The organism is Nostocoides australiense Ben110 (genome assembly GCF_001050535.1).
In the GTDB taxonomy this organism is placed as follows: Bacteria; Actinomycetota; Actinomycetes; order Actinomycetales; family Dermatophilaceae; genus Nostocoides_A; species Nostocoides_A australiense.
Window position 1 is genome coordinate 1,899,859 of sequence record NZ_HG764815.1, and the last position, 24,279, is coordinate 1,924,137.

The window sequence follows — 24,279 nt, forward strand, 5'->3', positions numbered from 1 at the left end:
GGCACGTCCGTCGAGCGGCCGGCGGGGAGTTTCGCTGCCCTTGCCGCCGCCGCCCTGCCGAGCGTCGTGACCATCAGGGCCACCGGATCCGGTTCCGGCGCAACGGGTTCCGGGTTCGTCTACGACACAGCCGGCCACGTGATCACCAACAATCACGTCGTCGAGGGCGTCGGCGAGGAGATCACGGTCGTCCTGACCGACGGCAGCACGGTGGAAGCCGAGATCGTCGGCACCGACCCGGCATACGACATCGCCGTCCTCGACACCAAGCGCACGGACCTCAAGCCGTTGCCGATGGCCGACTCCAAGGCCGTCGTCGTCGGTGACGAAGTGCTCGCCATGGGTGCGCCGCTCGGGCTAGAATCGACGGTCACGTCGGGGATCGTCTCCGCGGTCGACCGGCCGGTCGTCGCGGGCGACTCGACGTCGCGCTCGTATATCAACGCGATCCAGACCGACGCCGCCATCAACCCCGGCAACAGTGGCGGGCCCCTCATCGACACCACGGGCAAGGTGATCGGCGTCAACTCCGCGATCGCCACGCCGACGGGCTCCTCGAGCGGCAACGCCGGCAATATCGGGCTCGGGTTCGCCATTCCCAGCGCCCAGGTCGTCAAGACCGCCGATCAACTCATCCGGACGGGCAGGTCGGAGCACCCGATCATCGGCGTGCTGCTCGATGAGTCCTATTCGGGGCCGGGCGCGAAGGTCAAGGCCGACAACGGTGGCGATGACCCGATCACGGCTGGTGGTCCGGCCGACAAGGCGGGCATCCAACCCGGCGACGTCATCGTGCGCTTCGACGGCCACGAGGTCTCCGGACCCGATGACCTGATCGTGGCGATCCGGGCCAAGAGCGTGGGCGATACCGTCGCGATGACGGTGCGGCGCGACGGCCAACCCGTCGATGTCACAATGACCCTGCAGGCTGCTCCCAAGAAGTAGCCCGCTGCCGCACCCGGAACGCAAAGGACATCTGACAGATGATGGGCTGGGACGAGCTCGCGATCGTCATCGTGCTCGCGATCGTCATCATCGGCCCGACCCGGCTGCCGGAGTATGCCGCCAAGCTCGCCCGCGGCATCCGGCAGATGCGCGTGCTGGCGGACGGGGCGAAGGCGCAGCTCAGGGAGCAGATGGGCCCGGAGTTCGACGACGTCAACTGGCGTCAGTACGACCCGCGGCAGTACGACCCGCGAAAGATCGTCCGGGACGCCCTGCGGGAGCCGATCGAGACCGCCTGGAATCCGGTGCGCGACGAGATCGAGGGCGTGCGCTCCTCGGCCGGTCAGATCGGGCGGTCATCCGCCGATGGTGCCGACGCGGAACCGATGGAGACCGTTGCGGCCGGCGCCACCGCTGTCGGCGCCGACGAGCTCGCTCGCATCACGCCATACGACGCCGACGCCACCTGACGCCAGCGCGTCGCGATTGCGTCGGGCGAACGCGTCGAGGCGAACCCGGCGTCGGCATTACACACCAACAGTCGAGTGAGCGCGACGCGCCCATGTTCAGTGCGTTCAATGGGCGTGTCGCGCTCACTCGACTGGCGTTCGTCCTGAGGGCGCGCAGGTTTCAGCGGCCGGACGGGGTGAGCCCGAGGGAGCGGCCGGCGAGGCCGCGGGAGCGGGTGGCCAGGGTCTTGGCGATGCCGCGTAGCGCGGTCGCGGCGGGCGATGTGGGGGAGCCGAGGACGACCGGCATACCCGCGTCGGCGCCCTCCCGCAGGGTGACATCGATCGGGATCTGGCCGAGCAGCGGCGCCTCGGCACCGAGCAGGCGCGTCAGCGACGCGGCGACCTGCGCGCCGCCGCCGCTTCCGAAGAGTTCCTGACGCGTGCCGTCGGGCAGCTCCAGCCACGACATGTTCTCCACGACCCCGACGACCCGCTGGCGGGTCTGAGCGGCGATGGCGCCGGCGCGTTCGGCGACCTCGGCGGCGGCCTGCTGGGGGGTGGTGACGACGAGGATCTCGGCGTTGGGGATCAGCTGGGCGATGGAGATCGCGACATCTCCGGTGCCCGGGGGCAGGTCGAGCAGCAGCACGTCGAGGTCGCCCCAGAAGACGTCCGCGAGGAACTGGTTGAGCGCCCGGTGCAACATCGGCCCACGCCAGACGACCGGCTGGTTGCCGGGGACGAACATGCCGATCGAGATGACCTTCACGTCGTGTGCGACCGGCGGCAGGATCATGTCGTCGACCTGGGTCGGCTGACCCGACACTCCGAGCATCCGGGGGATCGAGAAGCCGTAGATGTCGGCGTCGACGACCCCCACCTTCAGACCCTGTTCGGCCAGCGCCGCAGCGAGATTCGCGGTGACCGACGACTTGCCGACGCCGCCCTTGCCGGAGGCCACGGCATACACGCGGGTCAGCGAACCGGGCTTGGCGAACGGGATCTCCTTCTCCGGCGCGCCCCCGCGCAGCTTCGTCTTCAGCTCGGCGCGCTGCTCGTCGGTCATCACCCCGAGCGTCACCCGGGCGTCGCTCACGCCGGGCACGCCGCGCAGCGCAGCGGTGACATCGCGGGTGAGCGTGTCCTTGAGGGGACAGGCAGCGACGGTGAGCAGAATCGTCACGCTCGCGACGCCGGCGTCGTCGATGGCGAGGTCCTGCACCATGCCGAGTTCGGTGATGGGCTTGCGGATCTCGGGGTCGTCGACCTTCGCGAGGGCGGCGGTGAGCTGGTCGTGTGTGGGCTGCGGCACCCCGCAACTGTATGCCGCCCGCTCGCCTCCTCCCGAATCCGCGGTGCGGACGCTGCCGCCGCCCGCAGCGGGGCTGGGTTTCGCGACGGGGGCCTGGCTATAAGTCGGCCCGCCTCGGCAAACCTGGCCCCGCTTCTGTCAAACCTGGCCCCGCTCGGCGCCGCCGGCAGCGGGCCGGTGAGCCATTGCCGGGGGGCCTACTGCGGCGCGGACGGTATGTCGCCCGGCTTGGTCGCCGCGCGGGCGGCGGCTTGGCGGGCCTGGGCCTTGGCAGCGGCCTTCGCCTTGGCTTTGGCCTTCGCCTTGCGCTTGGCCTTGCGGGCGGCCTTCGCCTCGCGCTGGTCGACCTCGGAGACGAGATCCTCCAGGAGGTCGCGCAACTCGCTGCGCAGGAAGTCGCGGGTGGCGGCATCCCGCATGGCCAGGCGCAATGACGCGACCTCGCGGGTCAAGAACTCGGTGTCCGCCAGGTTGCGCTCGTCACGGGAGCGATCCTGTTCCAGCGCAACGCGATCGCGGTCGGCTTGCCGGTTCTGGGCGAGCAGGATCAGGGGCGCGGCGTACGACGCCTGGAGGCTCAGGATCAAGGTGAGGAGGGTGTAGTTCAGGTCGCGCGGGTCGAACTGCAGCCGTTCCGGACCCCAGGTGTTCCAGATCAGCCAGGCGGCGACGAAGACCGTCATCCAGATGATGAACTGGGGGGTCCCCATGAACCGGGCGAACTTCTCCGAGAGCACCCCGAAGGCCTCGCGGTTCATGCCCTTGGGGCGGCGGATCCACGGCGAGTGCTGCTCCTGCGGCTGGTCGAGCCGGGGCCGGCGCTCAGCCATGGCTCACCTCCGACTGGGTCAGCTCGTGGCGGTCCTCGCGCCAGTGTTCCGGGAGGATGTGGTCGAGCACGTCGTCGACGGTGACCGCGCCGATCAGGTGGGCGCCCTCGTCGACGACGGGCAGAGCGATCATGTTGTAGTTCGCCAGCCGGCGGGCGACCTCGCCGAGCAGCAGGTCCGGCTCGAGTGGGTCGACGTCCTTGTCGAGGATGCCGCCGATCGACGCGTGCGGGGGTTCGCGCAGGAGCCGCTGGATGTGCACCATTCCGAGATAGCGGCCGGTCGGGGTCTCGTGCGGCCCGCGGGTGACGAAGACCGTCGTCGCGAGGGCCGTGGGCAACTCCTCCCGCCGGACGACGGCGAGCGCCTCGGCGATGGAGGCCTCCGGGCCGAGGATCACCGGTTCGGTCGTCATCAGACCGCCGGCGGTGTTGTCGTCGTAGGCGAGCAGCCGGCGCAGGTCTTCGGCCTCGTCGGGCTCCATCAGCATCAGCAGCTGTTCCTGCTGCTCCTCGGGGAGTTCGGACAACAGGTCGGCGGCGTCGTCGGGCTGCATGGCCTCGAGGATGTCGGCGGCTCGCTCGGTCTCGAGACCGGTCATGATCTCGACCTGGGCGTCCTCGGGCAGCTCCTCGATGACGTCGGCGAGTCGTTCGTCGTCGAGGGCGGCGGCGACTTCGAGGCGCCGTTTGGGGGACAGGTCGCTGATGGCCTCGGCCAGGTCGGCGGCCTTGAGGTCCTCGTACGCCTCGAGCAGCCGGGCGGCCGGCTGCTGCTCACTCTCGACGTGGAGGCCCGTGACATCCTCGACCGGCACGACGAAGGTGGCGCTGCGGCGCCGGCCGAGCCGGGCCAGGCCGCCCTGGGGCTTGCCTTCGCGGCAGAAGACCTTGGTGACGCTCCAGTCGCGGGCCCGGTCCTGCTCGATGCCGATGTCCTCGACGGTGGCGTCGAGGAGACCTTTGTCGGTTCTCGCCGTGACCTGCCGCTCGAGCAGCTCGGCGAGGACGAGGGTCTCGTTCTGGCGCTGCTCGAACCGGCGCATGTTGACCAGCCCGGTCGTGATCACCTGGGCGCCGTCCACCGACGTCACCCGGGTCATCGGGACGAAGACACGACGTTTGCCGGCCACCTCGACGACCATGCCGAGGACGCGCGGGCGGCGGGTCTGGGAGAAGGTGATGACGACATCGCGCACGCGGCCCACCCGGTCGCCGAGCGGGTCGAACACCTCGAGCCCGGCGAGCCGGGCGACGAAGACGCGAACCGGTGCACTCACAAGCGCCAAGGCTATCGGCAGTGCGCGGCAGGGCCCGGGAGGTTCTGGTGGCGTGTGCTCACGCTCGCCGGGTGTGCGCGTCTAGCGCGCGGAGTGCGCGTCGGGCTTGCGCTTGGCGAAGTGCTTGCCGACGTGGCGGGGTTTGAGGCCGCCGGTGGTGCCGGTTGCCGCCGGGATCGGGTATGCCGCGGCCTCGGCGGCATACGCCCCAGGCCGTTCGACGGGTAGGCCGTAGGGGTGCAGGACGTAGATGGTCCCGCTCGTCCGCCACCGCTCGATCTGGTCGTCGGTGGCGTTGAGCCGCTCTGCGGCGAGGGCGGCGGCGGCGACCGGCCACATGGCGTGCTCGGGCGGCAGGACGACGACGCGGGCGGTGATCGTCAGCAACCGGGTGCCGGCGTCCTTGCTGCGCAGGATCAGCTCGACCTCGTCGGGCAGCGGCGGGATCTGCTGCTCACCCGGGCCGGTGACGATCAGGACGGCATCACGGTCATACGCATGCCACACCGCCCGGTTGAACCCGGGGGTCCGCAGCCAGCACACATCGCTCTTGCCCAACGCCTCGGCGAGCAGCGCGGTGAGGTTCACGGGGGCGGGGCCGGGGTCGGCGGCGGGAGCGGCTCCCGGCATCGCGGATGCCTGCGCCTCGGCCGGGGATGCGGGGTCGGTCACATCGCCACTGTCGCACATAGGCGCGGCGGCGGCGCGCTGCTAGCGTCCCAAATATGCGTAGCGCCAAGGACTTCTTCGCCCCTCTTGCCGTCGGCGCCCCGGCGCCCGTCCGGGAGGTCCCGGCCCGGCCGAGCCGGATGATCCACTTCTTCGACCCGAGCAACGAGAAGATGGCCGCCAAGATCCCGTCGATGGTCGGGACCGTCGACGTGCTGCTCGGCAACCTCGAGGACGCCGTCAAGGCGGAGAACAAGGAGAAGGCCCGGCTCGGGCTCGTCGAGATCGCCAAAGCAACCGACTTCGGCGACGCCACCCAGCTGTGGACGCGGGTCAACAGCCTGGACTCGCCGTGGGTGCTCGATGATCTGACGACTCTCGTGACCGAGATCGGCGACAAGCTCGACGTCATCATGGTGCCCAAGGTGCAAGGGCCGGAGGACATCAATTACGTCGACCGGCTGCTGGCGCAGTTGGAGGCGCGCGCCGGGCTGACGCGGCCGATCCTCGTGCACGCGATCCTGGAGACGGCACGGGGGATGGCGAATGTCGAGGAGATCTGCGGCGCCTCGCCGCGGATGCAGGGCATCTCCCTCGGCCCGGCCGATCTGGCCGCTGACCGCCGGATGAAGACCACGCGCGTCGGCGGAGGACACCCCGGCTATCTCGTGCGGCAGGATCCGCCCGCTGGGGTCGAGGACGCGATCAACGCCGATCGCGCTGTCTTCCAACAAGATCTGTGGCACTACACGATCGCGCGGATGGTCGATGCGTGTGCGATGCACGGGATCTTCCCCTACTACGGACCGTTCGGCGACATCAAGGATGTCGTCGCCTGCGAGGACCAGTTCCGCAACGCCTTCCTGCTCGGGTGCGTCGGTGCCTGGTCGCTGCACCCGGCGCAGATCGCGATTGCCAAGAAGGTCTTCTCGCCCTCGGCGGCGGACGTCGCGCATGCCCGCCGGGTCAAGGCGGCGATGGGCGACGGCACGGGCGCGGTGATGCTCGACGGCAAGATGGAGGACGACGCCTCCCTCAAGCAGTGCCTCGTCATCCTCGCCCTCGCCGACCAGTTGTCGGCGGGCGACCCGGAGCTCGCTGAGCTCTACAAGGAGGAGGCGAAGTGATGACGACGGCATACCGTCCCCGGCGCTCAGTCCTCTATATGCCGAGCAGCAACGAGCGCGCGCTGGAGAAAGCGAAGGCCCTCGGCTGCGACGCGCTGATCCTCGACCTCGAGGACGCCGTCGCACCTGACGCGAAGCCGGCCGCCCGCGACAACGCATGTGCCGCAGCGAAATCCGGCGAGTACGGCCGGCGTGAGATCACGATCCGCGTCAACGGCATCGGCACCGAGTGGCACGAAGCCGACCTCGCGGCGGCGAGCGCGGCCGGGCCTGACGGCATCGTGGTGCCAAAGGTCAACTCGCCCAAGGAAGTTCGCCAATTGGCCGAGGCGATGCGCGACTTCGGCGCGCCCGAGACCACCAAGCTGTGGGCCATGATCGAGACGCCGGAAGCGATCTTCGAGGCCGACAAGATCGCTCGGGCGGACGAACGCCTGGCCTGCTTCGTCATCGGCACCAACGACCTCGTCAAGGAACTGCAGGCGTTGCACGTTCCCGGCCGCGGTCCGGTGCTGACGGCCCTGTCGATCGCCCTGCTCGCGGCTCGCCGGGCTGGCATCGCGATCGTCGACGGCGTCTACAACGACGTCAAGGACGCGGAGGGCTTCGCTACCGAGTGCCGCCAGGGGCGGGAGATGGGCTTCGACGGCAAGACGCTCATCCATCCCGGCCAGATCGACGCCTGTAATGCCGCCTTCTCGCCCAGCGAGAGCGAGATCGAGGAGGCGGAGGGCATCGTCGCCGCCTGGCGCGACGGCGCCGGCACCGGCGTGGTCACCTACAACGGCAAGATGATCGAGCGCCTCCACGTCGACATCGCCGAGCGCGTCCTGGCGGTGCACGAAGCTGTCACCGCAGGCTGACCCCACTGCGGATTACCCCCCAGGGGTATGCTGTGGTGAGGCCCCGCGGGAACCGCGCGGGCGGCATACGAGGAGTAGCGAAATGACCCAGCCCAGCGACGTCAGCCGCAACCTGCCGATGGCGAGCAACGACACCGGCCCCGCCGAGAGCCCGGCCGACCCCGGGGCACCGGTGACGGGCACCTATGCCGTAGACGGCATGACCTGCGGCCACTGCGCGCACGCCGTGACCCAGGAGCTGTCCGCCGTTGCCGGTGTCCGCGATGTCCAGGTCGACCTCGTCGCGGGCGGCACCTCCACGGTCACGGTCGTGTCCGACGCGCCCCTCGACGAGGCAGCTGTGACGGCGGCCCTCGAGGAGGCCGGCGACTACACGCTCGTGTAACCGATCTGGCTGTCTCCCAACCCAACTGAGCAGAGGTTAGTCAAATCTGCACACTTCCGTAGGTGTGCTGATTTGACTAACCTCTGCTAGCAGAGGTTCCTTGGGGGGCCAGGCTCACCACCGCGACGTGGCGGCGGCGACGAGGTCACCGAAGAGGTGCTCCTCGTCCACGGCATACCCCTTGCTCGTGAACCACGAGGCGAGGTTGTGGACGTCGCGGTGCAGGAAGTCGAACCCCTGCGGGTTGCCGATGATGTCGACGATCTGCGGCCAGTCGATGAAGACGAGGCGGTCGCCGTCGAGCAGGATGTTGTATGCCGACAGGTCCCCGTGCGCCCACCCGTGAAGCGCGAGGCGGGTCAGCACCTCGCGTGCCTGCTCGAACAGACCTGGCAGAGAACGGGTTTCGACGCGCGACGCGGCCAGCCGGGGGGCGGCGACGCCGTCGGAGCCGACGAACTCCATGAGCATCTCGGTGCCGGTCAGCTGGACCGGATAGGGCACCGGCAACTCCAGCGCCCACAGGGCCTTGAGCGCCTCGAACTCGGCGCCGGCCCACTGGCCCGAGATCACCTCTTTGCCGAACTCGGTGCGGCGGGCCATGGCGCGCATCTCTCGGGACCGGCGTACGCGGCGACCCTCGAGATAACCGGCGTCCCGGTGGAAGAGCCGGTGGTCGCCGCTGCGGAACCGCTTGGCGGCCATGAGGACATCACGTTCCGGCTCGGCCGTGCCGTCGGGCACCCAGCGGCGCACGACGTGGACATCGGCCTCCTTGCCGGTCTTGAGCACGCCGAGATCCGCCTCGACGGCTCCGAGATCGGTGATGACCCAGTCGGGCCGGGGTTTGGGGCCGTGGGTGGCGCCGTCCCAGGTGGACCAGCGCTCGCCCTCGGGTGGGGCGTCAGGGAAGGAATCGGTCGCGAATGCGGACGGATCCGAAGTCATGGGTGAATAGCTCCTGAGTGCAGAAGGAAACGGGGCGGGGCAGCATCAGGCCCGAAACAGCCATGGCTCTCCTCCTCTCACTCAGCGCGCCGGACCGATGGCGCGCGCCACCACTGAAGCGCACCCGGGGTGGTCGCGCAACCGATTAATCGCCCGCTCCGAGCTGGCAGCACGATCTCCCGGGCGGCGGTCGGTGCACACCGGCTACGAGTACCTCATGGCGTCAGGCGTCATCAGCCCTCTGACCTGCACGAATATCCGCGTCGGTGGTTCCACAGCGCCCTACTCGTAGCTGGTGTGCACCAACCGGGCCGTGGCGAGCGCCGTGTGCACTCGCCCGGATGGGGCGGCGGTCGCCGGGGCTCAGGAGAGCTGGGCGGCGAGCCAATCGAGGTCTGCGCCGGCATGGGAGCGCCAGTAGTCGCCGGTATGTCCGCCGGCGTCGAAGTTCGTTACGGCGTGCGGGACGATATCGCGGGCGAAGGCGCGGTTGGCCGCGATGAACGGGTCGTCGGTGCCGCAGTCGAGGCGAATCGGTATGCGGGAGAGGGCCTTTGCGCGACGGAAGACGTCGTGGGCGACGAAGTCCTCGCGGTCGTCGAAAGCGCCCTCCGCGCTGTCGCCTGGGTCGGTCCACAGGGCGGCACTCTGCGCGACGACGCCGAGGACCGTGGCCGGCTTCATCGCGGAAGCGAGCAGGAGCGATCCGTAGCCGCCCATCGAGAACCCGAGGAAACCCAGCGACGTGCTCTCCGGGATCTTCGCGTAGCTGCGCATCAGCGGCAGGAAGTCCTGCATGACCATGGCCCCGGCATCCACGCCCGAGCGGCGCTTGTGCCAATAGGTGTCGCCGCCGCTGATCGTCGCCACGGCGAGTTCCGTTCGGGCCACGTGCTCGTCGAGGGCGAGCATGTCCATCATCTCCGGGCCGTTAGATCCCTTGCCATGCAAGCCGATCACCAGGGCGCGGGATCCCTTACCCATCGGCATGAGCAGGCTCCAGGCCGACTCCTCAGGCGCCAGGTGCACGGAGGTCAGCGTGCCGTCCATCCGGTGGCTGTGCGCGTGTGTCGTCGCCGAGCCCGACGTCGAGATCGACAAATCACAACTCGCGGTCGCGGCAGCGGCGGCCCCGAGCAGCAGGGTGCGCCGCGCCACCGGCCGGCCCCCCCTGCTCATACCGTCATCGTGCCACCGGCACCGGCGCGCCGAGCGCACGCCGCTCCGCGGCGACCAGGCGCGAGCGGCTCAGCAACGCCAGGACGAAGGCGAGCGCGGCGGCGGCGACGGGCACGAGGAACGCGCGGTGGGCGCCATACGACTCGATGACCTGACCGGCGGCGGCCGAGCCGACTCCGACCCCGATGAGCAGGCCGGTGACGACGATCGTCATGCCTTCGTTGAGCTGACTCGTCGGAACCAGCCTGGGGCACAAGGTCATCGCCGTGATCAGTGTCGGCGCGATGGCGAGGCCGGCGACGAAGCCGTTGACTGCGAGCACCGGGATGTTCGGAACCCACAGCACAGGCGCCAGAAGGGCGAACATCGCGAAGGTCCAGACCGTCATCCGGCGGGCGATTTGCCCGTCCACGGGCACGAGTCCGTAGAGCAGGCCACCGACGAGGGAGCCGGCGGCGAAGAAGCCGACGAGCGCGCCGCCGAGGGCTTTGACGCCGTTGTCCTCCGCATAGGCCAGCACCACGACGTCCATGCCGCCGAAGACCGCGCCGGTCAGGGTGAGGGTGACGGCCAGGCCGAGCAGCCCGGGCGCGGTGAACGCGCCGAGGACGTGGTGCTTCTCATCGCTGACGTGCACCGGCGGCTCGCTGACTCGGTGGGCCAGCAGACCGAGCAGCCCGACCAGGAAGAGCGTTGTCGCCACCAGGACGCCAGCCTCGGGAAAGAGCCATGACGCCAATGCGGCGCCCAGTGCCGGCCCCAGGACGAAGCACGACTCCTCGGCGGCCTGCTCGAAGGAGGTGGCGACGTGCAGATCTGCCGGCCGCTCAGGGAGCAGATGGGTCCACCGGGTGCGGACCAGCGTGCTGGGATTGGGCGCGACCGCCTGCCCGAGGGCGGTGACGAGCAAGACCCAGCCGGGCACCCCGGCATACGCCTCCACGGTGAGGGCGAGCAGGCAGCACCCGACGACCAACCCGGCCGGCAACGCGATTCGGCGCTGCCCGAACCGGTCGATCGCGCGCGCCACGAGCGGCCCGCCCATTGCCATCGAGATCAGCCCGACGAAGGAGACGAGGCCGGCGAGGGCGTACGAGTCGTAGCGGGTGGCGATCATGACGACGATCGCCACGCCGAACATCGACGTGCCCAGCCGGGCGACATAGGCACTGGCGAAGAAGTGCGGCGCCGACGGCATGACGCGCAGGACGCGGTAGGGAGCGAAGAAGCGGCGCACGATGCCCCATTGTCGGCCGTCCGTCCGAGTCCGTCGAATCGGTCGGCACCTCCAGGTGCCGGGTCGCGGCCGAGCCGTCCGCGCCATACCGGAATGGCGCGCCGGGCCTTCTGAGTCCGCATGGGTTACCACCGGATGACCGAGGACGAAGTGGCAGCCTTCCTCACCGCTCTGCCCGCGCGGCCGGGTGTGCTGGCGACGACGCGCAACGACGGACGGCCCCACGCGGCGCCGACCTGGTACGACCTCGACGACGACGGCACGATCGTCTTCAACACCGGTGCCGACACCCTCGAGGGCCGCACGCTCAAACGGACCCGGTATGCCAGTCTCACCGTCCAAGACGACCGCCCACCCTTCTCGTTCGTCACCGTCGCCGGGCGGGTGGATCTGATCGATGACCTGAACTGCGCGCGTCGAGTGAGCGCGACACGCCGAGTTTCGGCGGGCGTTCTGGGCGTGTCGCGCTCACTCGACGACCGGGGGGCCGACTCGACGGCGGTTCTCAAGGGGGTGTGCTGAGCACGCGGGTGATGCAGGCGGCGGGTCAGTCGGCGAGGGCCTGCATGGCGGTCTCCTCGACGTCGGCGATCTCGTGGAGGAGCTGCGCGGCGCGATCGAGGCTGTCTGGACCGTCGACCTGTTCGAGCGCGGCGGCGACCTGCGACCACAGGCCGGCGGCGATCTCGAACTGCTCCGCCACGTCGAGGAGGGACGCGTCGCCGAGGACGCCGCCCGCCTCGCGCAGGAAGGCGGCATACATCCGGCGGAAGAGCCCGCCGCCGGTGCCGCCGTGCTCCATCAGGTGACCGATGCCGGCGAGGTCGGCGGCGGCATACTCCTGCGGCCAGGCGCGGATGACGCGCGCGGTCTTGCGAATGCCCTTGGCGCCGAAGTTGGCGATCCGAGGATTGAGGAAGGCCTGAGCGGTCGCGGCGATCGCACCGGGCAGGGCTGATCGGAGGGCGATCGGGTGCGGCGCGGCGATGGTCCAGGTCAGGGCGTTGGACGACATGGGCCCCTTCCACAGCCGCGCGGCCTCGAAGCTTGCCCGGCTCGTCACCCGGGCACCGCCCTGGCCGCGGGTATCCACGACATACACGCGCTCGCCGTCGTAGCCGTAGGCGGCGACGAAGTGGCCGGCGAAGTCCGCACCGGTGGTGTCGTAGTCGAGCAGCCGCATGTTCAGCTTCACCCCGACGGGGACGCCCCGGTCGACGAAGTCGGCCACATTGGCCCACGCCCGACGGGCCGAGCGCGTGGTGCGGACGTCGACGTCGAGTCCCAGCCGGCTGGCGAGGTCCTGGGTGAGTTGCTCGGGGCGGGTGCGGCCGCCGATGAAGGGCGCGGGTGCGCCCTTGAAGGTGAAGATGCCGTAGCTGAGCCCCTGGCCGAGCCCGAACATCATCGGCTCGCTGAGTGGGAGGCCGGCGGCGTGCAGGAGATTGCCGGTCGCCGTCGTCTCGCAGTGTTCGCCGACGAAGGGCTCGAAGCCGGCGATGGTGGCGTTCATCGGTCAGTCCTCTCTGTTCGGGACGCGATCTGCTGGGCGGCGGCCGCGCTCCACGCCCGCTCAGCCTCGACGGCGTGCAGGATCCGATCGAAGAGCAGGCCGGCAGCGGAGGTGGGTTCGTGGGCCTGGGCGTCGCGGATGGCGCTCAGGCGGGTGTGCTCCGCCGCGAGGTATGCCGCCCGCTCCCGCAAGCAGGAAGCGGCGGTCGTCGCGGGGAGAGTGTCGATGCCGGAGAGGGCAAGGTTGAACCGCGGGTCGTGCTCGCGCGTCGTGCTCAGCGCCTGGCGCAGCGCCGCCCGCAGTGCGCGCTTACCGGCGGGGGTGAGGGTGTAGCACCGCCCGCGCGGGCCGCGCCCGGTCTTGGTGTCGTCGGGCGCCGACTGCGCGAGATCGCGGTGCTCCACCCGACTCAGCCCGTTGTAGACCGAGGAGGAGGCGACGCCGGCCCAGGCGCCCAGGCCCCGTTCGTCGACCAGCCGGGTGATGGTGTAGCCGGTGATCCCGGGTTGCTCGGCCATCATCAGCAGGAGGGTGAACTCGGCATTCGACAATTTCTCCATACATGGAATATACCAACACTGGAATATAAAGGGAAGGACCCGGAGGCGGCTTCCCGGCGGCGGGGTGGGAGGGATCACGCCCGGCGCGGCTACAGCGCGACGAGGGCGGACGGCATACTCGCAAGAGAACCCTGGACCCGAGCGCAAGGCGGCGATCGACGCATGTCACGACTGCAGACGACAGACAACCTCACCGAGGAGCAGGTCGAACTGCTCAAGCTGGTCAAGGAATTCGTCAACGAGCAGATCATCCCGGTCGCGACGGACCTGGAGCACAAGGACGAATACCCGCAGGCGATCGTCGACCAGATGAAGGAGATGGGGATCTTCGGGCTGATGATCCCCGAGGAGTACGGCGGGCTGGGGGAGTCGCTGCTGACCTACGCCCTGTGCGTCGAGGAGATCGCGCGCGGGTGGATGTCGGTGTCCGGCATCATCAACACCCACTTCATCGTCGCGTACATGATCCTGCAGCACGGCACCGAGGAGCAGAAGCAGAACTACCTGCCCCGGATGGCGACCGGGGACCTCCGCGGCGCTTTCTCGATGTCCGAGCCCGGCCTCGGCTCCGACGTCTCGGCCATCAAGACCAAGGCGGTGCGCCAGGGCGACTCCGACGACTGGGTGATCGACGGCCAGAAGATGTGGCTGACCAACGGTGGCAGCGCGAATCTCGTTGCGGTGCTGGTCAAGACCGACCTCGGCGCGGACAGCGTGTACAAGAACATGACGACCTTCCTCATCGAGAAGAAATCCGGCTTCGGCGAGACCGCGCAGGGCGTCACAGTGCCCGGCAAGATCGACAAGATGGGCTACAAGGGCGTCGACACCACCGAACTCGTCCTCACCGGCCACAAGACGACCACCGCCCAGATCCTCGGCGGCGAGCCCGGCAAGGGCTTCTACCAGATGATGGACGGCGTCGAGGTCGGCCGCGTCAACGTCGCCGCCCGCGCGTGCGGGGTCTCGATGCGCGCCTTCGAGCTCGGCATCTCCTATGCCCAGCAGCGCGAGACCTTCGGCAAGAAGATCGCCGACCACCAAGGCATCCTCTTCCGCCTCGCCGACATGGCCGTCAAGGTCGAGGCCAGCCATCAGATGATGGTCAAGGCCGCCCGCCTCAAGGACGCCGGCAAACGCAACGACCTCGAGGCCGGCATGGCCAAATATCTCGCCGCCGAGAACTGCGCCAATGTCGTCGAGCAGTCCTTCCGCATCCACGGCGGCTACGGCTACTCCAAGGAGTACGAGATCGAGCGCCTCTACCGCGAGGCCCCGATGCTGCTGATCGGCGAAGGCACGGCGGAGATCCAGAAGATGATCATCGGCCGCCGCCTGCTGGAGGACTACAAACTCAAGGGTTGACGGCCGAGCCCGGACGAGCGGCATACGATGGGCACGTGTGACTGACGTCGCGACACCTTCGTCAACGGCTTCTGCTCCCGAGGCCGGCGATCACCACCCGGGCGGGGCGACGTGGGCGCTGGTCCTCGCCGCCCTCGGAGTGGTGTTCGGCGACATCGGGACCAGCCCGCTGTATGCGATGCAGACCGTCTTCACCCTCGATGCCGGCCTTGTGCATCCCAACTCCGCCAACGTCTACGGCGTCATCTCCATGGTCTTCTGGTCCATCACGCTGATCGTCTCGATCAAACAGCTGATGTTCATCCTCAAGGCCGACAACGACGGTGAGGGCGGCATCCTGTCGCTGGCCTATCTGACCCGCCATTTCGTGCCGCCGTCGAGCAAACGCTTCGGCCTCGTCATGATCCTCGGGGTGATCGGGGCCTCGCTCTTCTTCGGCGACAGCCTGATCACGCCGGCGATCTCCGTGCTCTCGGCGGTCGAGGGCCTGAAGGTGTCCGCCCCCGGGTTGGAGCACGACATCCTCCCGATCGGCGTCGGGATCATCACCGCCCTCTTCGCCGTGCAGCGCTTCGGCACCCACCTCGTCGGCCGCTTCTTCGGGCCGGTGATGGTGCTGTGGTTCCTCACCCTGGCGGCGCTCGGGATCCCGCACATCCTCGCCGATCCCCATGTCCTGGGCGCGCTTTCGCCCCACCACGCGGTCGAATTCGCGTTCCGTCATCCCTTCATCGCCTTCATCGCGATGGGTGCGGTGGTGCTGTCGGTCACCGGCGCCGAGGCGCTGTATGCCGATATGGGCCACTTCGGGCGGGTCCCGATCGTGCGGGCCTGGTTCATCCTGGTCTTCCCGTGCCTGACGATCAACTACCTCGGGCAGGCGCAGGGGATCCTGCACCACCCCGAAACCGCCACCTCACCCTTCTTCCACCTGGCCCCGGCCTGGCTCTCGATGCCCCTGGTCGTCCTGGCCACGCTGGCGACGATCATCGCCTCCCAGGCGGTGATCTCCGGCGCCTATTCCGTAGCCCGCCAGGCGGAACGGCTCGGTTACCTGCCCCGCTTGACCGTGCGGCATACCTCCGAACACGGCGGACAGATCTACATCCCCGCGGTGAACTGGCTCCTCTTCGCCGGCGTCCTGCTGCTGATGCTCACCTTCCGCGCCTCCGAGAAGCTCGCCACCGCATACGGCGTCGCGGTGACCCTCGACCTGATGCTCACGACGACGTTGTTCTGCGTGTATGCCGCGGCGCGGCACAAGTGGGCACCGTGGCGGATCGCGCTCTTCGCCCTCGCCTTCGGCGTGCTCGAGGTCAACTTCTTCGCCGGCAACGCCGCCAAGGTGCTGCACGGGGGCTGGCTGCCCTTGCTGGTCGCCGCCACGCTCGTGCTGGTCATGATGACCTGGCGCCGCGGCACCACCTTGGTGACGGCGCGCCGGACCAAGCTCGAAGGCCCCCTGCTGCCCTTCCTCGACGTCCTGCACGGCGAAGGCCTGGCCAAGGTGCCCGGCACGGCCTTCTTCCTGCATCCCACAGCCGAGACCACGCCCCTGGCGCTGCGCGAGAACGCCGACTTCACCAAGGTCCTGCACGAGCGCGTCGTCATCGTCTCCTCGCGCATCCGCAACCAGCCGCACATCCCCGACGAGCAGCGCGTGGTCATCGACGACCTCGGCGACCCCTACGACCACATCTCGCATGTGACGCTGTCATTCGGCTTCCAGGACGAACCCGACATCCCGGCGGCGCTGGCGCTGGCCATCGAGCAGGGCTTGGACGCCAACCTCGAGGACCCGGTCTACTTCCTGTCCAAGATCACCATCCACCGCTCCGACCGCCCGGGCATGGCCGGCTGGCGCAAGCGGATGTTCGTCGGCATGGCCCACAATGCCGCGTCACCGGTCGACTACTTCAACCTGCCGATCGGCCGCACGGTCGTCATGGGCGCCCAGGTCAGGTTCTAGCGGATCACGTGCCGACGGGGCGCCGGCGCCAACGCGATGGCGGAGCGCGGGGGAGCCGTTTGCTGGGTGGACTCCCAGCAAACGTCCAGCTTTCACCTGGGAGAATGGCAGTATGACAGCGCAACCGCTTGGTGGCCGCAGCCCGCTCGGTCCGGGCGCCTTCAAGCTGAACTACCCCATGTCGCTCGGTGTCTATGACAGCTATCACGAGGCGCAGAAGGCCGTGGACTACCTGTCCGACAACGGCTTTCCCGTCGAGAACGTGCTGATCGTCGGCACCGACCTGAAGCAGGTCGAGCGGGTCACCGGGCGCCTGACCCGCGGGCGCGTGGCCATGGGAGGGGCGCTCTCCGGTGCCTGGCTGGGTGCCTTCGTCGGTCTGATCTTCTCGATGTTCGAGGACGGTCAGACGCTCGTGCGGATCCTCTCGACCGTGATCTTCGGTGCCCTCTTCGGGCTGGTGTGGTCGATGGTGGGCTACGCACTCACCAAGGGCCAGCGCGACTTCACCTCCGTCAGCCAGGTCGTCGCTACGCGGTATGAGGTGATGACCGAGCACAAGTACGTCCAGCAGGGCCGGGACCTGATCGCCCAGATGGACCCCATGAAGGCCGCCCAGGCGCAGGTCGCCGAGGCACAGGCCCGGGCGTATGCCGAGGCCCAGGCAGCCGCGCAAACCCCGCCCACGACACAGGCGCAATCAGACGCGCAGGCCCCACCCTCGGCGCAGTTTCCCGCATCGCCCCCGCGGCAACCGCCGCCACCTAGTTCCGGATTCTGAGCAACGGGGGCCGATCGAGGCGTAGCCTCGGGGCCATGACACCTCCGGGACCACCCTCAGGACCTCATTCCGGGCCGCCGGAGCTGACCGTCCTCGACGAGGCCTTCGACTGCGTCCTGTGCGTCGTGGCGCATCCCGACGACATCGAGTACGGCACCTCGGCCGCCGTGGCCAGGTGGACCGGTGCCGGCAAGACGGTGACGTACTGGCTCGCGACCCGCGGGGAGGCGGGCATCGACAACCTGCATCCCGACCAGGCCGGCCCGGTGCGGGAGGCGGAGCAACGCGCAGCCGGTCGGGCCGTCGGCGTCGAGATCGTCGAGTTCGGTTCCTATCGGGACGGCATCGTGGAGTACGGCCTGGACCTGCGCCGCGACATCGCCCGCGAGATACGGCGCCGCAGGCCGGGTCTCGTCGTCACCGGCGACTACCACGATCGGTTCGTCGCGGGCATGCTCAACCAGGCCGACCACCGCGCCGTGGGTCAGGCGTGTGCCGACGCAGTCGCCGACGCCGGCAACCGGTGGATCTTCCCGGAACTGCTCGACGAGGGCCTCGAGCCACACCACGTGCCGCTGCTGGCCTTCGCCGGCACCGCCACCCCGACCCACTATGTCGACGTCACCGCGACGTTCACCGCCGCGGTGGCGTCGCTCGAGGAGCACGACACGTACAACCGCGTCCTCCCGGAACAGTTCCCCAAGCCCGCCCAGTTGCTCGGGATGGTCCTGGGATCGGTGAAGCCGGCACCGGACGTCGACTACGCGCTCCTGCTCGACGTGGTCGAACGCCGCTAGGGGGCCGCCGGTGTTGGTCGCGTCAGGTCCACGTCTCGCGCTGTGACAGCAGGTGCTGTCGCGCGGCGATGGCCCCGAGGGTGGGGGAGACGGCGACGAGACCACGATGGAGGTCCACGAGCAGGCGTGGATCCGGTTCGGCCCCGTCGACGCGGGAGCAATGTACGGCCTGGATGGCGGCCTCGAGATGGAAGCGCCCGAGCTGTCGCGCATCATGTGCCGCCGCGAGGTGGGCTCGACCGCGGTCGATGAGGGCTCGGTTCCACGTCGCTGGATCCTGTTGCGCCAACGGGACGAATCGGCCGTCGGCGTCGGTGCGGCCGGAGAGGCGGGCGAGCGACATGCTGACCAGCGCGGTGAGGCCGCGGACCTCGGGCTCGCCCGCACCGGCTCCGGTGTCGTCACCGCATGGCTCCTAGTGGGTCCAGGCGCCGTCGACATAGGACGTGCCGGCCGGCCGGACCTCGATGACGCCCCACTGGGCGGCGGGGCACTTCTCGGCCCACCCGATGGCAGCGTCGAGGTGGGGCACGTCGAGGACGAACACCCCGGCGAGCGCCTCGACGGTGGCGGCGAAGGGACCGTCCTGCACACTGAGGTCGCCGGTGCGCCGGGTGACGGTCGTGGTCGCGGCGCTCGGTTGGAGGACCTCGGCGGCGATCAGGACACCAGCGGCGTCGAGGGCGGCGGCATACGCCTGGAAGGCCCGCTGGGCCTGCGCGATCACCTCGGGGTCGATCTGGCCCTCGGTCGGCTCGGGGTAGTGCAGCAGCAGGGAGTAACGCATTGTCAGATCCTCTCGGTTCGCCCGGCTCCGTGGTGGCCGGATACCCCATGACGATCGAAGGGGGCCGGATTCGTCACCCCCCTTGCGTCCGCGGAGTTGGTCGCTCTAGCAACCAACTCCGCGGACGCAAGCCCGGGGAGGGCGGGGTCATGGGCACGCGAAAGGGCCCGCCCGGAGGGAGGGCGGGCCCAATCGTGGGTGCGCGGTGGCGTCAGCCCTTGACCGCGCCCGAGGTGAGGCCGCGGACGAAGAAGCGCTGCAGGGCGAAGAAGACGATCATCGGCAGCACCATCGAGATGAAGGCGCCCGCGGTGAGCAACTCCTGGCCCTGACCCTGGGTGCCGAGCAGGCCCTGCAACTTCACGATGACCGTGGAGTTGCCGGAGTTCAGGAACAGCTTGGCGATCAGCAGGTCGTTCCACACCCAGAGGAACTGCAGCGTGGCGAAGGCGGCCATGGCGGGCATGGCCATCGGGGCGACCAGCTTCCAGAAGATCTGGTAGTGGGTGGCGCCGTCGATCTTCGCCGACTCGACCACGCTGTAGGGCAGCGTGGACATGTAGTTGCGCAGGGTGTAGATGGCCAGCGGCATACCGAATCCGGTGTGCAACAACCACACCGCGATGTATTGGCCGGAGATGCCGAGACCGTTGGGGCCGAGCAGGTTGAGCATCGGCTGGAAGGCCACCTGGATCGGGACGACCATCACCGCGACGATGGCGATGAAGAGCAGGTCCTTGCCCGGGAAGTCCAGGAAGGTGAACGCGTATGCCGCGAAGGCGGCGAACATGATCGGCAGGATGGTCGCCGGCAGGGCGACGACGATCCCGTTGAGGAAGGCATTGCCGAGGTCGGCATCCGCGATGACCTTGCGATAGTTCTCGAAGGTCCAGCCGGTGCCGAACGGGTTGAACAACGCATTCCACCAGCCGTTGGACTGTGCGTCGTCGCGGCTGCGGAAGGAGGTGACGAGCAGACCCAGTGTGGGCAGGGTCCAGATGATGCACAGCAGGATCATCGAGATGATCGAGAACATGCTGCGCGGCCGGCCGTCCTTCATCAGCCTGCGCTGACGCGGCTTGGGGTCCGAGACGACGGGTGCGGGGGTCATAGCCGTGGAACTCATCGGTTCATCTGCTCCTCACGGAAGGTCTTGACCTGGTACCAGAGGATCGGCAGCACGGCGATGAGCAGCACGACGACGATCGCCGACGCGCGGCCGGCCTGGCTGTTGGCGAACATCTCGTTGAAGAAGAGGTTCGCGATGACATCGGAGTTGTCGCGGCCGTTGGTCAGGACGTAGACGATGTCGAAGACCTTCATCACGAGGATGACCACGGTGATGAAGACGGTGACGATGGTGCCGCGGATCTGCGGGATGATCACCTTGAAGAAGATCTGCAGCTCGCTGGCGCCATCGATGCGGGCCGCCTCGAGGGTGTCGTCCGGGACGCCCTTGATGGCAGAGGACAACAGGATCATCGAGAAGCCGACCTGCAGCCAGATGAGGATGACCATCATCAATAGCGAGTTGAGCTTGCCGTCGGATATCTGCAGCCACGTCTTGGGGTCCATCCCCAGCTTGGTGACGATCGCGTTGAGCAGACCGACCTGGCTTTGCGACTTGTCGCTGTAGGCGTAGACGAGGTTCCAGATCGCCGAAGCACCGACGAAGCTGATCGCCATGGGGAGGAAGATGATCGACTTGCTGACCTTTTCACCCTGCGCCGAGAGCTTGTCGGCGAGCACGGCGACGATGATGCCGATCGCGACGGTGATCGCCGGGACGAGCGCCAACCACAGGAGGTTGTTCAGGATGGCGTTCCAGAAGTCCTTCGACCCAAAGATGTCCTTGTAGTTCGCGAGCCCGACGTATTCGGTCGAGTTGGCGTTGGCGAAGGAGTAGTTGATCGTCTGGATCGTCGGGTAGATGAGCATGAGGGCGATGAGCCCGAAGCCCGGCAGCAGGAAGGCGTAGGGCATGATGCCCTGGCTGAGCCGGTTGGGCAGGCCCTCGATGAACATATTGAGGAACCAGAAGAGCAACGCGGCCCCACCGACCCCGCCGATCAGGGCGAGTGCGGCGATGAGGATCTTGTTGTCGAGGAACCACTGGGGGTAGTAGCCGAACGCGAGGAAGAGATTGCCCAGCGCCCAGGCGGTGAGGATCAGGCCGAAGAGCCCGATGACGATCTTGGGGACATTGGCCCGGTTGATGTCATCGGGGTCCCGCCGCTGTGGGGCGACGACGGTATCGGTTGCGGTGCTCATCAGGACTTCGGCCAGCTGTTCTCGATCGCGGTGGCGGTCTCCTCGTCCGAGGCGCCATTCATCCACTTGACCATCTCGGTCCAGAACGTGCCCGAGCCGACCTCCTTGGGCATCAGGTCGGAGGCATCGAAGCGGAAGACATCCGCGCTCGACACGATCTCGGCCATCTGCTTCGTCAGCTCATTGGGGTAGTTCGTCGCGTCGAAGGTCTTGTGCGGCGACAGCCAGCCGCCGACCTTGGCCCAGGGCCCGCCGAACTTGTCGGAGGTGAGGAACTTCATGACCTCGATGGTGTCGGGGTCGTTGCCGTTGAACTGCGCCGCCAAGTCGCCACCACCGAGGATGGGCTGGCCGCCGTAACCGCCGTCGAGCGGCGGGAAGACGAAGATCCCGACCTTGTTGTCGAGGTCTGCCTGGACGTCCTTGGGGAGGAAGCCGGTCGCGAAGTTGCCCTGTCGCATCAAGTAGCACTTCGGCGGGTCCTGGAACGCCGGGGTCATCGCGTCACCGAACTTGGTGTTGATGATGTTCGCGGCGCCACCGAAGACATTGCCGTCACCCTTGGCGAGCTTGCCGAACTCGGCAAACGCCTTGAGGATCTGCGGGTCGTTGAACGGGATCTTGTGGCTGACCCACTGGTCGTAGACGTCCGGGCCGCTGACCCGCAGCACCATCTCCTCGATCCAGTCGGTGCCGACCCAGCCGGTGGCTGCGTCGCTACCCCAGCCCATGCACCAGGGCGCGGTGCCTTTGCCCTTGATCTCGTCGGTGTTCTTCGCGAGGTCTTGCAGGGAGGTGAACTCGGTCTTGCCGCCGGCTTCGGTCCACGCAGGCTTGGGATACCAGACGATGGACTTGACGGCCATGCGCATCGGGGCGCCATAGGAGCGGCCCTTGTAACGGGTGGACTCGAGGAAGCCGGGCACCAAGGTGGTGGCCAGGGCGTCGTAGTCGAGGACGGAGTCGATGGGCTGGATCTTGCCCGCCTCGGCCAGTTCGATCAGACCACCGGGCTGCGGGAAGAGCGCGATGTCGGGCGCATCGCCGGCAGTCACCCTGGTCTTGACGATGGTCGTGAAGTTGTTGTCGTCCGTGTACTGGATGTCGATGCCGGAGGACTTCTCGAATTCGGCGAGGGAGGCCTCGAAGGCCTTCTTCTCATCGCCACCGAAGGCGCCGAGGATGGTGACGACCTTGTCGCCGTCCTTCTGCGTGTTGTCGACGTAGCCGTTGAGTCCGGCCGCGCCACCGCCGTCGGAGGCGTTCGGGTTCTGGAGGCAGGCGCTCAACAAGGTGGTGGTGAGGATCGCACCCCCCATCGCGACGAGTCGCCTGCGCCGGTGCACCTGCGCCATGTGATCTCCTTCGATTCACGCGTTGGCGAGGGCATACGAAGTAGCCAGCGCCACGCTGGTTGGTCCCCCTGTTGTAACCCCAACCCTTGGCAACCGTCCAGGCGCCACGACGGGTCGATACCGCTTCGTGACATAGTTGGCACGTTCAAATTCTTGCTTCGCGAGATTGACGGTATGCCGCGTGGCCGGTGTGGTCCCACCAGCCACCTGGGCCCCGTGGGCACCAGGTAGCTGAGACGCTGCGTGCCGCGTCGAGCGGCTCAGCGCGATTGGACGTGTTGGATCCAGGCCTCGACCTCGGCGCTGCTTCGCGGCATACCGGCGGAGAGGTTCTCGCATCCGTCTTCGGTCACGAGGACGTCGTCCTCGATCCGCACACCGATGCCGCGGAAGCGCTCCGGCGCCAGGTCGTCGTCCGCCTTGAAGTACAGCCCTGGCTCGACGGTGAGGATCATCCCGGGGCGCAGTTCGGCGTCCATGTACTCCTCGCGCGTGGCCAGCGAGCAATCGTGCACGTCGAGGCCGAGGTGGTGACTCGTGCCGTGGACCATCCAGCGCCGGTGGTACTGCCCGTGGTCCTTGTCGAGCGTCTCCTCGACGCCGATGCCCTCAGGCAGCAGCCCCCACGCGTGCAAGTGCTCGGCGATGACCCGGATCGCCGCACCGTGCACGTCGCTGAACTTGTTTCCCGGCTTGACCGCGGCGATGCCGGCCGCCTGCGCGGCGCACACCGCGTCATACACCTCGCGCTGGTCCTCGGTGAAGGTGCCGCTGACGGGCAGGGTGCGCGTGATGTCTGCGGTGTAGAGGGCGTCGACCTCGACGCCCGCGTCGAGCAGGATGAGATCCTCCTCGGTCACGTCGCCGGTGTTCTTGATCCAGTGCAGGGTGTTCGCGTGGTCGCCGGCCGCGCAGATCGAGTCGTAGCCGACGCCATTGCCCTGGTGGCGTGCGTGCAGCCCGAAGACGCCCTCGACCCACCGTTCACCGCGGCCCTTGGCCACCAGGTGCGGCAGGTCGGTGATCACTGCCTCGAAGCCCACCTTGGTGGCGGCGATGGCCGCGCGCATCTGCTCGATCTCGAACGCGTCCTTGACCATCCGTGACGTCGAAATCGTATGCGCCAGTTCGTCATCGGCCTCTTGCAGCGCTTCTTGTTCGCGCCCTTCGGACACCCGGCGCTCGTCGAGCTGCGCCGTCAGAGCGCTGTCGGCGTCGCGCACCACGCGCACGATCATTTCCGCGGCGTCCTTGGTCACGGCATCGAGGAAGTCGTCGATGTGCCGCCCGCTCAGGTCGAGTTCGGCCTCGATTTCCTCGATGCTCGGACGCGGCCCGACCCAGAACTCCCCATAGCGGGCGTCGCCGAAGAACTCGTCGCTGTCGCGCGCTGCCAGAGGCCGGAAGAAGAGGATCGCCTCGTGGCCATCGGCGGTCGGTTCGAGCACGAGCACCGCGTCCGGTTCGCGGTCGGCGCCGAGCCCGGTCAGATAGGCGAAGGCGGTATGCGGTCGGAAGACGTAGTCGGTGTCGTTGCTGCGCACCTTCAGCCCGCCTGCGGGGATCACCAGGCGTTCGCCGGGATAGGCGGCGGACAGGGTGGCACGGCGGGCGGCGGCATACGGCGCGGCGGGGGAGCGGCGGGGGGGCGGGGG

General features: G+C 68.4%; 24 protein-coding genes and 1 pseudogene. 10 read left to right on the forward strand and 15 right to left on the reverse strand.

The features are described from left to right. Positions 1-945: S1C family serine protease (locus BN11_RS09175; protein ID WP_157044360.1), on the forward strand; the 945-nt coding region annotated here is incomplete at its 5' end. A gap of 38 nt (positions 946-983) precedes the next feature. Further along, positions 984-1,415 (forward strand): twin-arginine translocase TatA/TatE family subunit, encoded by a 432-nt coding sequence (locus BN11_RS21265; protein WP_053084048.1) that lies wholly within the window; start codon positions 984-986, stop codon positions 1,413-1,415. Positions 1,416-1,575: 160 nt separating this feature from the next. On the opposite strand, the gene BN11_RS09185 is transcribed toward BN11_RS21265, so the two are convergent. From BN11_RS09185 to BN11_RS09200, 4 genes are all read right to left on the reverse strand, one after another. Continuing rightward, on the reverse strand, positions 1,576-2,709 hold the full coding sequence (locus BN11_RS09185; RefSeq protein WP_048696883.1) for an Mrp/NBP35 family ATP-binding protein: 1,134 nt from the start codon (positions 2,707-2,709) through the stop codon (positions 1,576-1,578). A 197-nt stretch (positions 2,710-2,906) separates the two neighbouring features. Further along, positions 2,907-3,539 carry a DUF1003 domain-containing protein gene (locus tag BN11_RS09190; RefSeq protein ID WP_048696886.1) on the reverse strand — a complete coding sequence of 211 codons (633 nt, stop codon included), beginning with the start codon at positions 3,537-3,539 and terminating at the stop codon, positions 2,907-2,909. Beyond that, positions 3,532-4,818: a magnesium transporter MgtE N-terminal domain-containing protein gene (locus BN11_RS09195; protein ID WP_048696889.1), complete on the reverse strand. Its 1,287-nt coding sequence runs from the start codon at positions 4,816-4,818 to the stop codon at positions 3,532-3,534. Before BN11_RS09195 ends, BN11_RS09190 begins: the two co-directional genes overlap by 8 nt. Before the next feature lie 81 nt (positions 4,819-4,899). Then, positions 4,900-5,490 (reverse strand): hypothetical protein, encoded by a 591-nt coding sequence (locus BN11_RS09200; protein WP_157044057.1) that lies wholly within the window; start codon positions 5,488-5,490, stop codon positions 4,900-4,902. A gap of 53 nt (positions 5,491-5,543) precedes the next feature. Here BN11_RS09200 and BN11_RS09205 point away from each other — a divergent pair, with 53 nt between their 5' ends. The 3 genes from BN11_RS09205 to BN11_RS09215 all read left to right on the forward strand — a co-directional run bounded on the left by BN11_RS09205 (position 5,544) and on the right by BN11_RS09215 (position 7,862). Then, positions 5,544-6,614 carry an HpcH/HpaI aldolase/citrate lyase family protein gene (locus tag BN11_RS09205; RefSeq protein WP_048696895.1) on the forward strand — a complete coding sequence of 357 codons (1,071 nt, stop codon included), beginning with the start codon at positions 5,544-5,546 and terminating at the stop codon, positions 6,612-6,614. Next, complete coding sequence (locus tag BN11_RS09210) at positions 6,614-7,477, forward strand: HpcH/HpaI aldolase/citrate lyase family protein (protein ID WP_048696898.1); 864 nt, start codon at positions 6,614-6,616, stop codon at positions 7,475-7,477. The genes BN11_RS09205 and BN11_RS09210 overlap by 1 nt, the downstream gene beginning before the upstream one ends. An 82-nt stretch (positions 7,478-7,559) precedes the next feature. Next, the gene (locus tag BN11_RS09215; protein WP_327152850.1) at positions 7,560-7,862 is read left to right on the forward strand and encodes a heavy-metal-associated domain-containing protein; all 303 of its coding nucleotides are present in this window, start codon (positions 7,560-7,562) and stop codon (positions 7,860-7,862) included. Positions 7,863-7,976: 114 nt separating this feature from the next. On the opposite strand, the gene BN11_RS09220 is transcribed toward BN11_RS09215, so the two are convergent. The 3 genes from BN11_RS09220 to BN11_RS09230 form a co-directional block, all read right to left on the reverse strand. Beyond that, complete coding sequence (locus BN11_RS09220) at positions 7,977-8,810, reverse strand: serine protein kinase RIO (RefSeq protein ID WP_048696901.1); 834 nt, start codon at positions 8,808-8,810, stop codon at positions 7,977-7,979. A 363-nt stretch (positions 8,811-9,173) separates the two neighbouring features. Next, on the reverse strand, positions 9,174-9,989 hold the full coding sequence (locus BN11_RS09225) for an alpha/beta hydrolase-fold protein (protein ID WP_157044058.1): 816 nt from the start codon (positions 9,987-9,989) through the stop codon (positions 9,174-9,176). Positions 9,990-9,993: 4 nt separating this feature from the next. Next, entirely contained in the window at positions 9,994-11,226 is a 1,233-nt protein-coding gene (locus tag BN11_RS09230; protein ID WP_048696906.1) for an MFS transporter, read from the reverse strand. Positions 11,227-11,361: 135 nt separating this feature from the next. Here BN11_RS09230 and BN11_RS09235 point away from each other — a divergent pair, with 135 nt between their 5' ends. After that, on the forward strand, positions 11,362-11,748 hold the full coding sequence (locus BN11_RS09235) for a pyridoxamine 5'-phosphate oxidase family protein (RefSeq protein ID WP_235435425.1): 387 nt from the start codon (positions 11,362-11,364) through the stop codon (positions 11,746-11,748). 25 nt (positions 11,749-11,773) lie between these two features. Here BN11_RS09235 and BN11_RS09240 read toward each other — a convergent pair whose 3' ends face one another. Together BN11_RS09240 and BN11_RS09245 are read right to left on the reverse strand one after the other, a co-directional pair. After that, complete coding sequence (locus BN11_RS09240) at positions 11,774-12,739, reverse strand: BtrH N-terminal domain-containing protein (RefSeq protein ID WP_048696909.1); 966 nt, start codon at positions 12,737-12,739, stop codon at positions 11,774-11,776. Next, positions 12,736-13,299: a PadR family transcriptional regulator gene (locus tag BN11_RS09245; protein WP_048696911.1), complete on the reverse strand. Its 564-nt coding sequence runs from the start codon at positions 13,297-13,299 to the stop codon at positions 12,736-12,738. Before BN11_RS09245 ends, BN11_RS09240 begins: the two co-directional genes overlap by 4 nt. 162 nt (positions 13,300-13,461) lie before the next feature. Here BN11_RS09245 and BN11_RS09250 point away from each other — a divergent pair, with 162 nt between their 5' ends. From BN11_RS09250 to BN11_RS09265, 4 genes are all read left to right on the forward strand, one after another. Further along, entirely contained in the window at positions 13,462-14,664 is a 1,203-nt protein-coding gene (locus BN11_RS09250; protein WP_048696915.1) for an acyl-CoA dehydrogenase family protein, read from the forward strand. Between the two features lie 37 nt (positions 14,665-14,701). After that, positions 14,702-16,633: a potassium transporter Kup gene (locus BN11_RS09255; RefSeq protein ID WP_048696916.1), complete on the forward strand. Its 1,932-nt coding sequence runs from the start codon at positions 14,702-14,704 to the stop codon at positions 16,631-16,633. Positions 16,634-16,745: 112 nt separating this feature from the next. Further along, a complete protein-coding gene (locus BN11_RS09260; RefSeq protein WP_235435426.1) occupies positions 16,746-17,414 on the forward strand; it encodes a general stress protein in 669 nt (222 codons plus the stop codon). Between the two features lie 35 nt (positions 17,415-17,449). Next, positions 17,450-18,211: a PIG-L deacetylase family protein gene (locus tag BN11_RS09265; protein WP_048696920.1), complete on the forward strand. Its 762-nt coding sequence runs from the start codon at positions 17,450-17,452 to the stop codon at positions 18,209-18,211. A 22-nt stretch (positions 18,212-18,233) separates the two neighbouring features. Here the strand turns inward: BN11_RS09265 and BN11_RS09270 are convergent. From BN11_RS09270 to BN11_RS09295, 6 genes and pseudogenes are all read right to left on the reverse strand, one after another. Beyond that, positions 18,234-18,581 (reverse strand): annotated as a pseudogene (locus BN11_RS09270) (DUF6596 domain-containing protein); the annotation flags it as partial. Between the two features lie 45 nt (positions 18,582-18,626). After that, positions 18,627-18,998 carry a YciI family protein gene (locus BN11_RS09275; RefSeq protein WP_048696925.1) on the reverse strand — a complete coding sequence of 124 codons (372 nt, stop codon included), beginning with the start codon at positions 18,996-18,998 and terminating at the stop codon, positions 18,627-18,629. 211 nt (positions 18,999-19,209) lie between these two features. Then, the gene (locus BN11_RS09280) at positions 19,210-20,124 is read right to left on the reverse strand and encodes a carbohydrate ABC transporter permease (protein ID WP_327152851.1); all 915 of its coding nucleotides are present in this window, start codon (positions 20,122-20,124) and stop codon (positions 19,210-19,212) included. Beyond that, positions 20,121-21,269 carry a carbohydrate ABC transporter permease gene (locus tag BN11_RS09285; protein ID WP_048696928.1) on the reverse strand — a complete coding sequence of 383 codons (1,149 nt, stop codon included), beginning with the start codon at positions 21,267-21,269 and terminating at the stop codon, positions 20,121-20,123. Before BN11_RS09285 ends, BN11_RS09280 begins: the two co-directional genes overlap by 4 nt. Next, on the reverse strand, positions 21,269-22,624 hold the full coding sequence (locus BN11_RS09290; RefSeq protein ID WP_083433643.1) for an ABC transporter substrate-binding protein: 1,356 nt from the start codon (positions 22,622-22,624) through the stop codon (positions 21,269-21,271). Before BN11_RS09290 ends, BN11_RS09285 begins: the two co-directional genes overlap by 1 nt. Before the next feature lie 260 nt (positions 22,625-22,884). Further along, positions 22,885-24,279, reverse strand: a 1,395-nt coding sequence (locus BN11_RS09295; RefSeq protein WP_083433644.1) for an aminopeptidase P family protein, incomplete at its 5' end; no start/stop codon positions are given.

Bases quoted from the DNA above. Each gene is read 5' to 3' on its own strand.
- BN11_RS21265 (WP_053084048.1), top strand. From the start codon at position 984: ATGATGGGCTGGGACGAGCTCGCGATCGTCATCGTGCTCGCGATCGTC.
- BN11_RS09190 (WP_048696886.1), bottom strand. From the start codon at position 3,539: ATGGCTGAGCGCCGGCCCCGGCTCGACCAGCCGCAGGAGCAGCACTCG.
- BN11_RS09205 (WP_048696895.1), top strand. From the start codon at position 5,544: ATGCGTAGCGCCAAGGACTTCTTCGCCCCTCTTGCCGTCGGCGCCCCG.
- BN11_RS09210 (WP_048696898.1), top strand. From the start codon at position 6,614: ATGACGACGGCATACCGTCCCCGGCGCTCAGTCCTCTATATGCCGAGC.
- BN11_RS09215 (WP_327152850.1), top strand. From the start codon at position 7,560: ATGACCCAGCCCAGCGACGTCAGCCGCAACCTGCCGATGGCGAGCAAC.
- BN11_RS09220 (WP_048696901.1), bottom strand. From the start codon at position 8,810: ATGACTTCGGATCCGTCCGCATTCGCGACCGATTCCTTCCCTGACGCC.
- BN11_RS09225 (WP_157044058.1), bottom strand. From the start codon at position 9,989: ATGAGCAGGGGGGGCCGGCCGGTGGCGCGGCGCACCCTGCTGCTCGGG.
- BN11_RS09235 (WP_235435425.1), top strand. From the start codon at position 11,362: ATGACCGAGGACGAAGTGGCAGCCTTCCTCACCGCTCTGCCCGCGCGG.
- BN11_RS09240 (WP_048696909.1), bottom strand. From the start codon at position 12,739: ATGAACGCCACCATCGCCGGCTTCGAGCCCTTCGTCGGCGAACACTGC.
- BN11_RS09245 (WP_048696911.1), bottom strand. From the start codon at position 13,299: ATGGAGAAATTGTCGAATGCCGAGTTCACCCTCCTGCTGATGATGGCC.
- BN11_RS09250 (WP_048696915.1), top strand. From the start codon at position 13,462: ATGTCACGACTGCAGACGACAGACAACCTCACCGAGGAGCAGGTCGAA.
- BN11_RS09260 (WP_235435426.1), top strand. From the start codon at position 16,746: ATGACAGCGCAACCGCTTGGTGGCCGCAGCCCGCTCGGTCCGGGCGCC.
- BN11_RS09265 (WP_048696920.1), top strand. From the start codon at position 17,450: ATGACACCTCCGGGACCACCCTCAGGACCTCATTCCGGGCCGCCGGAG.
- BN11_RS09275 (WP_048696925.1), bottom strand. From the start codon at position 18,998: ATGCGTTACTCCCTGCTGCTGCACTACCCCGAGCCGACCGAGGGCCAG.
- BN11_RS09280 (WP_327152851.1), bottom strand. From the start codon at position 20,124: ATGAGTTCCACGGCTATGACCCCCGCACCCGTCGTCTCGGACCCCAAG.
- BN11_RS09285 (WP_048696928.1), bottom strand. From the start codon at position 21,269: ATGAGCACCGCAACCGATACCGTCGTCGCCCCACAGCGGCGGGACCCC.
- BN11_RS09290 (WP_083433643.1), bottom strand. From the start codon at position 22,624: ATGGCGCAGGTGCACCGGCGCAGGCGACTCGTCGCGATGGGGGGTGCG.